Origin of the sequence: Pseudomonas reinekei, assembly GCF_001945365.1 — a bacterium.
In the GTDB taxonomy this organism is placed as follows: Bacteria; Pseudomonadota; Gammaproteobacteria; order Pseudomonadales; family Pseudomonadaceae; genus Aquipseudomonas; species Aquipseudomonas reinekei.
The window spans coordinates 392,268-405,472 of record NZ_MSTQ01000002.1 but is presented as its reverse complement, the minus strand read 5'-3'; the positions used below and the strand labels follow the sequence as shown (position 1 = coordinate 405,472).

Sequence of the window (13,205 nt, the reverse complement as noted above, 5' to 3'; positions counted from 1 at the left end):
CAGGTGCATCAACCCATCCACAGCAATCAACGTTGCCCAGTCCGGGTGCTCACATCCACCCACACGGCCAACACCAGAATGCTGCCCTTGACGATCATCTGCCAATAACTGTCGACGTCGAGCATGGACATCCCGTTGTCCAGGCTGGTGATGACCAGCGCGCCGAGGAGGGCGCCGTAGACGGTCCCGGAGCCGCCACGCATGGAGGTGCCGCCGATGAAACAGGCGGCGATGGCGTCGAGCTCGCCCATGCTGCCAGCCGAGGGCGAACCGGCGGCCAGACGTGCGGTGTTGACCACGCCGGCGAGGGCGCACATCACGCCCATGATCCCGAAAATCCAGAGCTTCACCGCCTGCACGTTGATACCCGACAGGCGTGTCGCTTCCATGTTGCTGCCCACGGAATAGACGCGTCGGCCGAAGACGGTCTGGCTGGTCATGTAGCTGAATGCGCCCAGCAGAATCAGCAGAAGCAGGACCGGCACGGGAATGCCGTCATAGCTGTTGAGCGTGTGGACAAAGCCGGCCAGCACGGCGCCGATCAACAGCACGCGTACTACGTCACGCACCAGTGAGTGTGCCGCCAGGCCGTGAAGGGCGCGGTTGCGCCGTTGTTTCCAGGTCAGGAGCAACGTCAGCGCGAACAGCACAACGCCCAAGCCTGTGCCGACCGTGTGGGGCAAATAACCCTGGCCTATGTAGACGAGTTCCGGCGATACCGGGGCGATGGTCGTGCCGCCGGTAATCCCCAGCAAAATCCCCCGGAAAGCCAGCATGCCCCCCAGCCCGACGATGAACGACGGAATACGCAGATAGGCAGCCATGTAGCCGTTGGCGAGGCCGATCAACAGGCCGCACAGGGCAACAAGGCTCAGGTTGGCCAACAGCGGTATATGGTAGATAACGTCGAGAATAGCGGCGACGCCACCGAGCAGGCCCAGCAATGAGCCGACTGACAAATCGATCTCGCCGCTGATGATCACCAGCACCATGCCGCAGGCGAGAATTCCGGTAATCGACATCTGGCGCAGCAGATTGGAGAGATTGCGCGGTGTCAGGAATCCGCCGTCGGTCTGCCAGCTGAAGAACATCCAGATAAACGCCACGGCAAACACCAGCGCGAGCATTTTGTAGCGAGTGAAGAGTTGTTTGACCTGATTCATTTACGCGGTTTTCCGATCATTATTGTTATGGCTTTCAGGCTGGCTGAGTGCGGCGGCGAGCACCTGTTCCTGGGTGAGTCCGTGGTTGATGAAGTCGCCACGTAACTGTCCTTCGCCGATCACCAGGACGCGGTCGGAAACACCGAGCACTTCGGCCAGCTCAGACGACACCATGATGATCGACACGCCTTCGGCCGCCAGCGCCCCCATCAGTTTATAGATCTCGTACTTGGCACCGACATCCACGCCTCGGGTGGGCTCATCGAGAATCAGGACCCGGGGCTTGGTCAGCAGCATCTTCGCCAATACGGCTTTTTGTTGATTGCCACCGGACAGGCTGGTGATCGGCAGGAACGGGCTCGCGGTCTTGAGGTGCAGGCGCGAAATTTCTCGACCGATGCTTCCCTGTTCCGCTTCGGCATCGATGCGGGTCAGTTTCGAGTAACTGTCCAGCACGGCCAGGGTGATGTTCTGGCCGACGCCAAGGTCTGGAATGATGCCCTGACGCTTGCGGTCCTCAGGCACCAGGCACAGACCGGCACGGATTGACTTGAGCGGCGTGCGGGTGTCGATGAGTTGGCCGTCCAGCCAGACTTCGCCTTCGTGGCTGCCGGGGTAGGCGCCGAACAGCGCTGTCACCAGCTCGGTGCGGCCTGCACCGACCAACCCGGCGATGCCGAGGATTTCCCCGTGTTTGAGGCTGAACGAAATATCGTCGACCCGTTTGCGCTTGGGGTTGTCGACGTCGTAGCAGGTGATGTGGCGGGCCTCAAAAATCACCTCGCCAATGTCGTGTGGTTCGGTGGGGTAGAGGTTGCTCATTTCCCGTCCGACCATCTGGGTGATGATCTGTGGAATATCCAGGTCGGCCATGTCGGTCGTGGCGATGTGTTTGCCGTCACGGATCACCGAAATGGTGTCGCACACAGCGGCCACTTCATCGAGCTTGTGGGAGATGTAGACGCAGGCGACACCCTTGGTTTTGAGGTCGCGGATGATGTCCAGCAGCACCTCGATTTCCGAACGGGTCAGGGCTGATGAAGGCTCGTCGAGGATCAACAGGCGCGCGTGTTTGTTCAGTGCCTTGGCGATTTCCACCAGTTGCTGATGGCCGCCGCCGTATTGCGAAACCGGCAACGATACGTTCATGTCCGGCACTTTCAGTTCACGCATCAGGGCTTCGGCGCGGTGGATCATCGCCGGGTAATTCATTCGGCCACCGGGCAGCGTCAGTTCATGGCCCATGAAAATGTTCTCGGCCACCGACAGATCGGGAACCAGCGTCAGTTCCTGGTGAATGATGACGATACCGGCGGCTTCCGTTTCGCTGATCGATTGCGCCTTGAGCGGTTGACCGTCCCAGAGGATTTCACCGTCCCAGGTGCCATGGGGATAGACCGCGGAAAGTATCTTCATCAACGTGGATTTGCCGGCGCCATTCTCGCCGCACAGCCCGAGGCATTCCCCTGGCTTGACCTTGAGGTCGATACCATTGAGCGCTTTGACACCGCCGAAGGTTTTGACGATACCGTTCATTTGCAGCAGATAATCGGACATGGCAGAGGGCTCGTATAACAAAGACTCACATCGCACTGATCTTTGTGGGAGCGAACCTGCTCGCGATGGCTTCAGCACATTCAATCGCGATGCAGGCTGAACCACCGTCTTCGCGAGCAGGCTCGCTCCCACAAGTGTTTCGCATAACCAGGGATTGATGCCTTGGTCACTGTCCGGCTATCTGCGCCTTGGTGTAAAACCCGTCCTGTTCCAGGAGGTCGATGTTGTCCTTGGTCAACGGTGTCGGAGTGAGCAGGATGGTGTCGACTTTTTTGCTGCCGTTGTCGTACTGCGAGCTGTAGGCGGGTTTCTCGTTACGGGCCAGTTGCACTGAGAGCTTGGCGGCTTCGGAGGCGATGAGTTTAAGCGGTTTGTAGACGGTCATGGTTTGCGTGCCGGCGATCACTCGCTTGACTGCCGCGAGGTCGGCGTCCTGCCCCGAAATCGGCACCTTGCCGGCCAGTTGCTGAGAGGCCAGTGCCTGGATGGCGCCGCCTGCCGTGGCGTCGTTTGAGGCGACGATACCGTCGATTTTGTTGTCGTTGCGGGTCAAGGCGTTTTCAACAATGCTCAACGCTTCGGTAGGGTTCCATTCCTTCACCCATTGCTGGCCGACGATCTTGATATCCCCCTTGTCGATGGCCGGTTGCAGCACTTTCATCTGACCTTCGCGCAGGACTTTTGCGTTGTTGTCGGTGGGCGCACCACCGAGCAGAAAGTAGTTGCCCTTGGGCGCCGCTTGCAGCACGCCGCTGGCCTGCATCTCGCCGACCTTTTCATTATCGAAGGAAATGTAGGCGTCGATATCCGCGTTGAGTATCAGGCGGTCATAGGACACAACCTTGATGCCGGCTTTCTTCGCTTCGGCCACTGCGTTGGTCAGCACCGTGGCGTTGAACGGCACGATGACAATCACATCGACGCCACGGGAAATGAGGTTTTCGATTTGCGAAATCTGCTTTTGCTCGTTGGCATCGGCTGACTGTACGAAGACCTTGGCGTCCATCTTTTCCGCCGCCGCAACGAAGTAATCGCGGTCCCGTGACCAGCGTTCCAGCCGTAGATCATCAATGGAGAAACCGATTTTCGGGTGGGCAGAATCGGCCATTACTGGCAGCGAAAGCAGCGCCAGGGCGCTGGCCAGTAGCGCGCGTTTTACATTCTTCATGGTGGTGCGTCCTTTTATTTTTGTTTGAAAGACACTGCCTGACGATGAATCTCGGGCTGATAGAACTGTAGAGAATCGGCAGGCGTAGCGGGCACAGATTTGTCGTGCGATTGTCACAGCGTCGTTACGCCCCAAGACCCTGCAGGCGATCAGCGATAGATGAACCGGTTGACGAGGTTTTCGAGCATTTCCTGCCTGCCGCTGACGGCCTGTGGATTCAGTTCATGGGCGAAGGCATGTTCGGCCAATGATTGAAGGTCGAACTCACCCGTCAGCACCGCCTGCCCGAACGGCTGGTGCCAGCCGGCATAGCGTTGATCCTTGAGCACCTGAAGCTGGTCGTTCTGCACCATGGCGGCTGCCCGTTCCAGGGACTGCGCGAGGACGTCCATTGCGCCGACGTGACCATGGAACAGATCGGTCTCATCGAGGCTCTGGCGGCGAACCTTGGAGTCGAAGTTGTAGCCACCATTGGTGAAACCGCCGGCCTTGAGAATTTCATAGGTGACCAGGGTCATTTCTTCGACGCTATTGGGGAACTGATCGGTGTCCCAGCCGTTTTGCGGATCACCGCGGTTGGCGTCGATGCTGCCGAAAATCCCCAGCGAGACGGCCGTCGCCACCTCGTGATGAAAACTATGACCGGCCAGGGTGGCGTGGTTGGCCTCGATGTTGACCTTGATTTCCTTTTCCAGGCCGAACTGCTGGAGAAAGCCGAACACGGTGGCGCTGTCGTAATCGTATTGGTGTTTGGTTGGCTCCTGCGGTTTGGGTTCGATCAGCAGGTCGCCTTTGAAACCGATCTTGTGCTTGTGCTCGACCACCATGCGCATGAAGCGGCCCAGTTGCTCGCGTTCACGTTTCAAGTCGGTATTGAGCAGGGTTTCGTAGCCTTCGCGACCGCCCCACAATACGTAGTTGGAGCCTTTCAGGCGTTGGGTCGCGTTCATGGCGCTGAAGACCTGGGCAGCGGCGAAGGCGAACACTTCGGGGTCCGGGTTACTGGCGGCGCCGGCGGCAAAACGCGGATTGCTGAAGCAGTTGGCGGTGCCCCACAGCAGCTTGATGCCGCTTTCTTCCTGATGGCGCTCCAGGTGATCGATCATTTGTGCAAAGTGGTTGCGGTACTCCTTGAGCGAGTTGCCTTCCGGGGCGACATCCGTGTCGTGGAAGCAGTAATAATCGATACCCAGTTTGGAGAAGAACTCGAACGCGGCTTCTGCCTTGCCAATGGCCAGCTCCATCGGGTCGCCGGCATGTTGCCATGGGCGCTTGAATGTACCTGCACCGAACACGTCGGAACCTGGCCAGACGAAGGTGTGCCAATAACAGGCAGCCATGCGCAGGTGTTCGCGCATGGGTTTGCCGAGGATGACTTTGTCGGCATCGTAATGACGGAAGGCGAGGGGAGAATCGCTGGCAGGGCCTTCGTAGCGAATCTTGTCGACATCGGGGAAGTACAGCATTGGCAATGTCCTTGTTGTTCTTGGCGGTGTCTCGATACTAGCAACGGCCCCCTGCCTGCTGATTATGAAAATCACCAAAGCAGAGTGCGATTTTGCGTATTGAGATTCGTCGTCTGCGCGCCTAGTCTGTGCGGACCGCCTCCGTGACAGAGGCCCCGGAACAAGCATAAAAATAATGAAAACAGTACCGCCTGTTCACCGCATCGCACTGTTGTTCAACGGGAGCAAGATCTATGACCGGGGCATCATCAGCGGCATCGGTGATTACCTGAGCAGCACCCGCGCGTCCTGGGACCTGTTCCTGGAAGAGGACTTTCTCTGCCGGTTGAAAGGGATCGAGCGCTGGCAAGGTGACGGGATCATTGCCGACTTCGACGATCCGCTGATTGGCGAGGCGCTGGCCGACATCAAGTTGCCGGTGGTGGCAGTGGGTGGTTCCTATCAGGATGAGCGTGCCTACCCGAAAGGCATTCCTTACGTCGCCACCGACAATAGCGCACTGATCACCCTGGCTTACGAACACTTGATCGAGGCGGGGCTGCAGCGTTTTGCCTGCTTCAGCCTGCCTGAAGCGCAGGCCAATCGTTGGGCCCAGGAACGGGAAAAATCCTTTCGACGACTGATGCAACGTGACGGCTTGCACGCCGAGGTCTATCGCGGCATGGGCACCAGCGCACCGCTCTGGGACAGCGCCGTCGAACAACTGATCGCCTGGCTCCAAAGCCTGTCAAAGCCCATCGGTATCATTGCTGTCAGTGACGCCCGCGCCCGCCAGTTGCTGCAAGCCTGCCTGACCGCCGGAATCGCCGTGCCGGAGCAGGTGGCGTTGATTGGTATCGACAACGATCCCCTGACACGCAGCCTGACCCGAGTCCCCCTGAGCTCGGTCATACAGGGCACCGAAGCCATGGGCCGCACCGCCGCGCAACTGCTGCACCAGATGCTGCACGGCATGCCGTCCACTGGCAGGCAAATCCTGATCCCGCCGGATGCGGTCAACGTACAGGTGTCGAGTTTGCACCAACCATTGGGCAACCCCTACGTCATGCAAGCGCTGCTGTTCATCCGCCAATATGCGTGCCAGGGCATCAAGACCGCGCAAGTGGCGGCGTATGTCGGTGTCTCGCGCTCATCGCTGGAATCGCACTTTCGAACTGAGCGAGGCTGCAGCGTGCACGACGAGATCCTGCGTTTCAAATTGGCGGCGGCTACGAGCGGGTTGGAAAATACCGACACCGCGATTGCGGACGTTGCCCGCACTTGCGGCTTCAAATCTGCACAATATCTACACACGGTGTTTCGTCGTGAGTTTGGATGTACGCCTCGTGAATATCAGCAGGGTGCACGGTATGACCTGCCGTCCGCTTCCGGACGGTCACTGTAATGTTCATGGCTTGTCCTCCTGGTTTAAGGAGGACAAGGGGGGATCGAGGGCAAAGCCATGGCCCGTTCGATCAAGCCATCGCCACCTCAAGGGTAATCGTCGCGCAGAAACCCAAATGGCACAGGATCCCAACACCATAGAAACAGTTCGCCTTTGATTCGATCAAAGGTGTTCATCCTCGGCACTGACACTGATCTTGGCTTCTTGGGCGAAGCGAAACAGACCCACACCAAGGAAGAAGGTGGCGATTATAAAAAGAAGGCCGGCACCATAGGCGTACTTGAAGCCCATGAACTCAGTTAAAAAGATGATAGCGAGCAGCAGCGTGGCGCAAAGTCCGCCGCGCAAAGAAGAGAGGATACCAGCGTTCAATAAGGTAGCCCGTCGCCTCAGTCTCTCCAGATCAGCTCTGAGGTGCGCACGTCTCTGGTCGTCTTCGGGGATCGCGTTGAGTACACGTGTACGGTCGATGACAGCGGATAACCTCGAAGTCATTAACGAAACGAACGCAGCAATTGCACCAAGGAAAAATGTAGGGGCTGTGGCTTGTGAAAAGATGTGGGACAACCGCACAGCGTCAGGAATGAATTCGTTCAATTGAGGGTCCGCCCAGGTTCGTCGGAGCGCGCGCAATCTGAATCGCCCCGTGCCTTGAATTCATGACTTACTCTTTGCCGCTTTCGATGGCTTGCTGGGCCTGTTTCAGTTTCTCGATATCGGCTTGGCTCAGCTCGGGGCGGTCAATCTTCAGGGTGATTTTATTCAGCTTGCCCGTGAAGGTAAAAGGCGGCAGATAGTCAGCGTCGTTGACCCCGGTGAGGGAGTCAGATCCGATATCCAGACTTTCATCCCAGGCCAGGGTGAAGGGAAGGCTGTGCTCCATTTTGTGTTGGTCGACTACTTTGCCGTCCACCTTGAGGGTGCCCATTCCGCCGAGACCGACCCCTGAAAAACTGTTGAACGCGAGCGTTGCAGCGCCGAGACCGTCGTACTTGAAGTCGAACTCCAGCACATGTTTGCCCGGTGTGAGCGCGTCGGCACCGGCCCAGCGTACCCGCTCCAGATCGATCAGGTTCCACAGGAATACCGGTTTGCTCTTCACGAGGTAGAAGCCGTAGCCCGCGAAACGCCCGCCCTGGGTGATCAACATGCCTTCGGCACCGTTATCGCCAACTTCCATCTCGGCGGTGTAGGTGTAGGACGTATTCAGCACGCTCGGCGCATCGCCATTGGGTGTGCCCGTCAGAGGGTGTTCCCAGGTGAAGATGTTGCGTCCGGCCGTAATGCTCGGTCTCGGCGCTATCATCCGCGGCAGTACCGAAGTGTCGAGCGGCAATACCTGATAATTGCGGGCTTCATCCATGAACATGGCCTGCAACTGCTTGAGCTTCTCCGGGTTCTGCAACGCCAGATCGGTAGACTGTGAGTAGTCCTCGTTCAGGTTGTACAACTCCCATTGCATCTGCATGGGGTCGGAAGCTTTGGCGGTCATATTCCAAGGGGGGCGCACCACTTTGGTACTGGCCATCCAGCCGTCGTGGTAGAGCGCGTGGTCGCCGAGCATTTCGAAGTATTGAGTCTTGTGGGCAGAGGGCGCCTGGGCGTTTCCCTTGTCGAAGGAGTAAAACAGGCTGTTGCCTTCGATGGGTTTCTGGGCAATGCCGTTGACTGTGTTCGGCGCACTGATGCCGGTGGCCTCCAGGATGGTCGGCACAATGTCGATGACGTGGTGGAACTGGGTACGGATGCCACCCTTGTCGGTAATCCGTGCGGGCCAGGAAATGGCCATGCCCTGGCGCACGCCGCCCAGGTGCGATGCGATCTGCTTGACCCATGTAAAGGGTGCATCAAAGGCCCAGGCCCAGCCCGCAGCCATGTGGTTGTAGGTCTGGTCGGTACCCCAGGCGTCATAGTATTTCTTCAGTTGCAACTCGACCGGTATTTGCACGCCGTTGAACATGGCGACTTCGTTAGGAGTGCCCAGCATCTGCCCTTCAGAGCTTGTGCCATTGTCGCCGGTGATATAGACGATCAGGGTGTTGTCCAGTTTGCCCATGTCCTCGATGGTCTGGATCACACGGCCGATTTCGTGGTCGGTATAGGCCTCGTAAGCGGCGAACACCTCAACCTGGCGGATATACAGTTTCTTCTGGTCGGCGTTCAGGCTGCCCCAGGCGGGCAACAGATCGCTGGGCCATGGGGTCAGTTTGGTGTCCGGCGGAATTACGCCGAGCTGTTTCTGGTTGGCAAAGATGGTCTCGCGTAGCTGGTTCCACCCCCCATCAAAGAGGTGCATGTCGCTGATCTTCTTGATCCACTCCTGCGTCGCATGATGTGGCGCGTGGGTGCCGCCGGGTGCGTAGTAGACAAAGAATGGGCGGTCAGGGGTCAGGGCGTTCATGCGCTGCATGTAATCGATCGCATCGTCGGCCATCGCCGTGGTCAGGTTCCAGCCAGGCTTGCCTTCGAATGGATAGATTTGTGTGGTGTTGCGGAACAGGTTGGGCTGCCACTGATTGGTGTCGCCGCCGATAAATCCATAGAAGTACTCAAAACCCATACCGGTTGGCCACTGACCGAATGGACCGGCCTGGCTCGCTTGAAAGGCAGGGGTGTTGTGATCCTTGCCGAACCAGGAGGTGTGGTAACCGTTATCTTGCAAAATCCGGCCGATCGTCGACGTATTTTTTTCAATGATGCTGTTATAGCCGGGATAACCGGTGGCCGTTTCGGAAATAGTCCCGAAGCCAACGGAGTGGTGGTTGCGTCCGGTGATGAGCGCTGCGCGGGTAGGAGAGCAGAGCGCGGTGGAGTTGAATTGGGTGTAGCGCAGGCCGTTGGCTGCAATGCGATCCATGGTTGGCGTTGGAATCACCCCGCCGAAGGTGCTGGATACCCCGTAGCCGGCGTCATCGGTGATGATCAGCAACACATTCGGCGCGCCCTTGGGCGGCACGATGGTCGCCGGCCAGTAGGGGGTGGAGCTCTGCGCAATCTCGGTGATCGTGCCCCCGAACGGCATGTCGGGCGCCGGTAGCTGCTCGCCGGAAATGACCCGGGTGGTGCTGGTCGTGCCTGGGGGACCATTGAGTTGGTCGGCCTGTGGGTAGTTGGTGTACGCGCCGAAGGCAAGGCATAGCAGCAGGGGGGAGAGAGTTCGCAGTGCCGAGGTTGAACATGGAGGGATCATCATTGGCACCTGGTGAACACAATGCTGCGGATGGGTTGCCGCTCGGGCAGAGAACGTGCGCGATTAAAAGTGGCCTGTGTTGGTGTTGCCTTTATTGATATTTGTCAATTTAACCAGTCTTACCAAATGCATTGGATCAGCGATTGGCCGCACAATCCTCGCTGGCTGAGAAACCAATGGACGCGCAGATGCAGGTCAAGAACAAACGCTGGGGCATTGCCATTGTTGCAGTCGGACTCCTGAGTGTCGGCTTGGCGCTCGCGGCGTATCAACACCTTCGTGATCCATCGCCGATGACGCTGGGGGATGGAAATAATGGCCCCTCGGAGATGGTCTGGATGCCTGCTGGCGAATTTTTGATGGGCAGCGATAACAAGCAGGCGAAGCCTAGCGAGGGGCCTGCCCACAAGGTTCGGCTCGATGGTTTCTGGATTGACCGTCATGATGTCACTAATGCCGATTTCGCCCGCTTCATTGCTGAAACCCGTTACGTCACCACTGCCGAACGCAAGCCTGAATGGGACGATCTGAAAGTGCAGCTACCCGCCGGTACTCCAGAACCGCACGACAGCGTCCTGGTGCCTGGCGCATTGGTTTTCGTGGGCACGGACCGGCCAATCCCCCTGGATGATTTCAGCCAGTGGTGGGCATTTGTTCCCGGGGCTGACTGGCGTCACCCGTTGGGACCGGACAGCACCGTCGAGGGCAAGGAAAACCATCCGGTCGTGCAGGTCTCGCATGAAGATGCAAAGGCGTACGCGCAGTGGGCACATAAACGTCTGCTGACCGAAGCTGAATGGGAATACGCCGCAAGAGGCGGACTGCAACAAGCGGACTACGCGTGGGGCAATGACTTCACGCCGGGGGGGCAAAAAATGGCCAATACCTGGGACGAGGTACAACCGTTTCCAATTATCGGGTCCAGTAATAAATTCAAGATTGGCACCAAACCGGTAGGAAGTTACAAACCTAACGCGTACGGGCTGTACGACATGTCCGGGAACGTTTGGCAGTGGGTTGCCGACTGGTATCGTACTGATGCCTTTAACCTTGAACTCAAACGTCAGTCCGCTGGCGGCGTTTCATATAACCCGATGGGTCCGCCTGACAGCTATGACCCTGCGCTCGGAGTAACGGCCAACGCGCCTCAGCGTGTGATTCGAGGTGGATCTTTTCTTTGTAGCGACAGCTACTGCACGAGCTTTCGAACCAGTGCCAGGCAGGGGGCGGATCCTATGAATGCCATGTCGCATCTCGGGTTTCGCTTGGCGATGAGCAATGATCAATGGAAAAAGATCCACTGAAGACAATCCGCACGCCGATGCCACGCCTTGCCGTCGAAAAAGTCCGGATCACGTCATGCCCGAACAGGATCCGATTATTAGGCCCAGGGCCATATTATTCAGATGTTCCCTCTGCTCGATGTAAACATTTGAATCTCAAACGCGTGCTTTTCTACCGTGCAAATCAGGGTCGACTATTCCAACAGAATCGCCCCCTGGCGGACTCTCAGAAGATAACTACGACTACTTTTGATCGTCTTAAGGTTTCAGATTCCATGCTTTGAGTTTTTTTGCAGCGGTGCCGAAGGGCCCCAACTGATAAACCGCTGCGCCAGTGGGCGAGAAAACAAATGACTGGAACGGCTCGGCATTCATCTTGTCGAGATAGTCGCGAGGTGCAACGCCTGTGCTCACATGGGGATTGAAATTCTCACCAGACATCTTCGGGACGAATGTTGATACGTATTGGATGAGCGCCGCGTCACTAGCAGGATCGTCATGTGCTGCAGTAAAAGCACCGATAGAGCCGGACTCAACCGTGAAAGGCTCCACGGCAGTAATGAGGTCCGCTTGCAGCTTGATGATTTCCGGCGTTGGCTTCGCGCAAATTCCGGCGACCCCGACCGCTCCAGCGGGAGCGTAGTAGTACTTGAACGCCTCCAGCTTCATGGCGTTTACGTTGGCGCTGACGAGGACTTTCTCCGCAGCGGCATAGACCTTGTCGAGATCCTCCGTGCGGACGAATCGCTGAATCAGTGTTACATGTGGACGGTGCTCGGCATCCAGAGCGAAACCTTTCGGGAACACAGCGAGCAGTCGGGCGTTATTGGCATCGGAGTATTTGAGCATTGTGCTGTCTGGCTCCAGGAGGATATCGATGGCGGTGACCTTGGACTGTGCGGGCGGGAAAACGGTTTTCCAATCGTTCTTCATGCTGACTACAGTCCAACCGCTCGACTTCGCCTGCTCATCCAGTTCGGTTGGGAAAGCACCCGGTTTGACGTCCGGCAATCCACGAGCCGGACCATAGGCGAATTCGCGCGTCGCATCGTCGTGTAGCACAAGCAACTCGAAACGCGCACCGCTGCCGCCTTGCGTATATTCCAGCATTTCTTTGTCGCCGCGAGAGTTACCAAAAGCGGCGATAGGGCGGCGGCCAATATGCTGATTGATACCGACCGGTTTCTCGCTCTTGTCATCATTGAAATTGAGTTCTGACCGGCGTACGAGCACCGGCTTGCCATCACGCAGTTCAAATGTCGTCTTAACGCTGCTGCCAGTGATCTGTTCTGGCGGGATACCGTAAACCTGCTCGGTCCAGGGCCGCATGAACTCAATGCCACCGCCTGCCACGATGAAGGTCTTGAAACCGTTCTCGCGCAAGTAGGCGAGCAGTTCGAGCATGGGTTGATAGGTCATTTCGGTAAAGCGCTTACCGGTTTTCGGATTTTTCGCCGTCGCGATCTTGATCATGCCGTTGCGAATGGGAACGGAACCGCCAGTCAATGCTGCACGTCCTGCGGTACAGCTTTGTTGGGTGTAATAATCAGTGAACCCCAAACCTTCCCTGGCGATGCGGTCGATGTTTGGCGTCTGGTAACCCATCATCCCGCGGTTGTTATAGCTGGTATTTTCCATGCCGATGTCATCCCCCCAGATAACGAGGATGTTGGGTTGATTGGATTGTGCAAAGGCTGTAATTGATGACAGAAAAATAATTGAGGCAGCGAGCAGCATAACCGTTCGGTTCATGGCTATTACTCCTGAAGAACAATTGCACCGAGCACGCTAATTTTTCGCAGGTTGTTGTAGTGCCGAATGCGCGGGGTACCGATGAATCGATGTTGTTTTTCGAGCTCGCAGGGTTGCCAGCTCATCTAGATCGCTGCTCTGCCAAACGATGGAGCTGCAGTGGGCAAAAGCAATATCTGCGGATTCAGATAGTTCCTCTAATGTCGAGAGGGCCCGGGCCTTTTCCCGCAGCAGGCGTGCAA

Annotated in this window: 9 protein-coding genes; 2 read left to right on the top strand and 7 right to left on the bottom strand. The window is 57.4% G+C overall.

The window, feature by feature from the left end; genetic code table 11:
• Positions 1-26 precede the first annotated feature (26 nt).
• From BVK86_RS04275 to xylA, 4 genes are all read right to left on the bottom strand, one after another.
• On the bottom strand, positions 27-1,163 hold the full coding sequence (locus BVK86_RS04275) for a sugar ABC transporter permease (protein ID WP_075945241.1): 1,137 nt from the start codon (positions 1,161-1,163) through the stop codon (positions 27-29).
• Positions 1,164-2,720, bottom strand: coding sequence for a D-xylose ABC transporter ATP-binding protein (gene xylG, locus BVK86_RS04270; protein WP_075945240.1), 1,557 nt, complete (start codon positions 2,718-2,720; stop codon positions 1,164-1,166).
• A gap of 166 nt (positions 2,721-2,886) precedes the next feature.
• Positions 2,887-3,888 (bottom strand): D-xylose ABC transporter substrate-binding protein, encoded by a 1,002-nt coding sequence (xylF, locus tag BVK86_RS04265; RefSeq protein WP_075945239.1) that lies wholly within the window; start codon positions 3,886-3,888, stop codon positions 2,887-2,889.
• A 149-nt stretch (positions 3,889-4,037) separates the two neighbouring features.
• Complete coding sequence (gene xylA / locus BVK86_RS04260) at positions 4,038-5,354, bottom strand: xylose isomerase (protein WP_075945238.1); 1,317 nt, start codon at positions 5,352-5,354, stop codon at positions 4,038-4,040.
• Between the two features lie 175 nt (positions 5,355-5,529).
• Between xylA and BVK86_RS04255 the strand changes: the two genes are divergently transcribed.
• Positions 5,530-6,738 carry a XylR family transcriptional regulator gene (locus BVK86_RS04255; RefSeq protein ID WP_075945237.1) on the top strand — a complete coding sequence of 403 codons (1,209 nt, stop codon included), beginning with the start codon at positions 5,530-5,532 and terminating at the stop codon, positions 6,736-6,738.
• A gap of 162 nt (positions 6,739-6,900) precedes the next feature.
• Here the strand turns inward: BVK86_RS04255 and BVK86_RS04250 are convergent, their stop codons facing one another.
• Positions 6,901-7,335 (bottom strand): DUF2721 domain-containing protein, encoded by a 435-nt coding sequence (locus BVK86_RS04250; protein ID WP_075945320.1) that lies wholly within the window; start codon positions 7,333-7,335, stop codon positions 6,901-6,903.
• A gap of 67 nt (positions 7,336-7,402) precedes the next feature.
• Positions 7,403-9,928: an arylsulfatase gene (locus BVK86_RS04245; RefSeq protein WP_075945236.1), complete on the bottom strand. Its 2,526-nt coding sequence runs from the start codon at positions 9,926-9,928 to the stop codon at positions 7,403-7,405.
• 143 nt (positions 9,929-10,071) lie between these two features.
• On the opposite strand from BVK86_RS04245, the gene BVK86_RS04240 reads away from it, so the two are divergent.
• Positions 10,072-11,232: a formylglycine-generating enzyme family protein gene (locus BVK86_RS04240; protein ID WP_231977877.1), complete on the top strand. Its 1,161-nt coding sequence runs from the start codon at positions 10,072-10,074 to the stop codon at positions 11,230-11,232.
• Between the two features lie 237 nt (positions 11,233-11,469).
• Here BVK86_RS04240 and BVK86_RS04235 read toward each other — a convergent pair whose 3' ends face one another.
• Positions 11,470-12,963, bottom strand: a complete 1,494-nt coding sequence (locus BVK86_RS04235; RefSeq protein ID WP_075945235.1) for a sulfatase-like hydrolase/transferase — start codon at positions 12,961-12,963, stop codon at positions 11,470-11,472.
• Positions 12,964-13,205 lie beyond the last annotated feature (242 nt).

Excerpts from the sequence above, each read along its gene's own strand:
- xylG (WP_075945240.1), bottom strand. The coding sequence starts at position 2,720 with ATGTCCGATTATCTGCTGCAAATGAACGGTATCGTCAAAACCTTCGGC.
- BVK86_RS04255 (WP_075945237.1), top strand. The coding sequence starts at position 5,530 with ATGAAAACAGTACCGCCTGTTCACCGCATCGCACTGTTGTTCAACGGG.
- BVK86_RS04275 (WP_075945241.1), bottom strand. The coding sequence starts at position 1,163 with ATGAATCAGGTCAAACAACTCTTCACTCGCTACAAAATGCTCGCGCTG.
- BVK86_RS04245 (WP_075945236.1), bottom strand. The coding sequence starts at position 9,928 with ATGATCCCTCCATGTTCAACCTCGGCACTGCGAACTCTCTCCCCCCTG.
- BVK86_RS04235 (WP_075945235.1), bottom strand. The coding sequence starts at position 12,963 with ATGAACCGAACGGTTATGCTGCTCGCTGCCTCAATTATTTTTCTGTCA.
- xylA (WP_075945238.1), bottom strand. The coding sequence starts at position 5,354 with ATGCTGTACTTCCCCGATGTCGACAAGATTCGCTACGAAGGCCCTGCC.
- xylF (WP_075945239.1), bottom strand. The coding sequence starts at position 3,888 with ATGAAGAATGTAAAACGCGCGCTACTGGCCAGCGCCCTGGCGCTGCTT.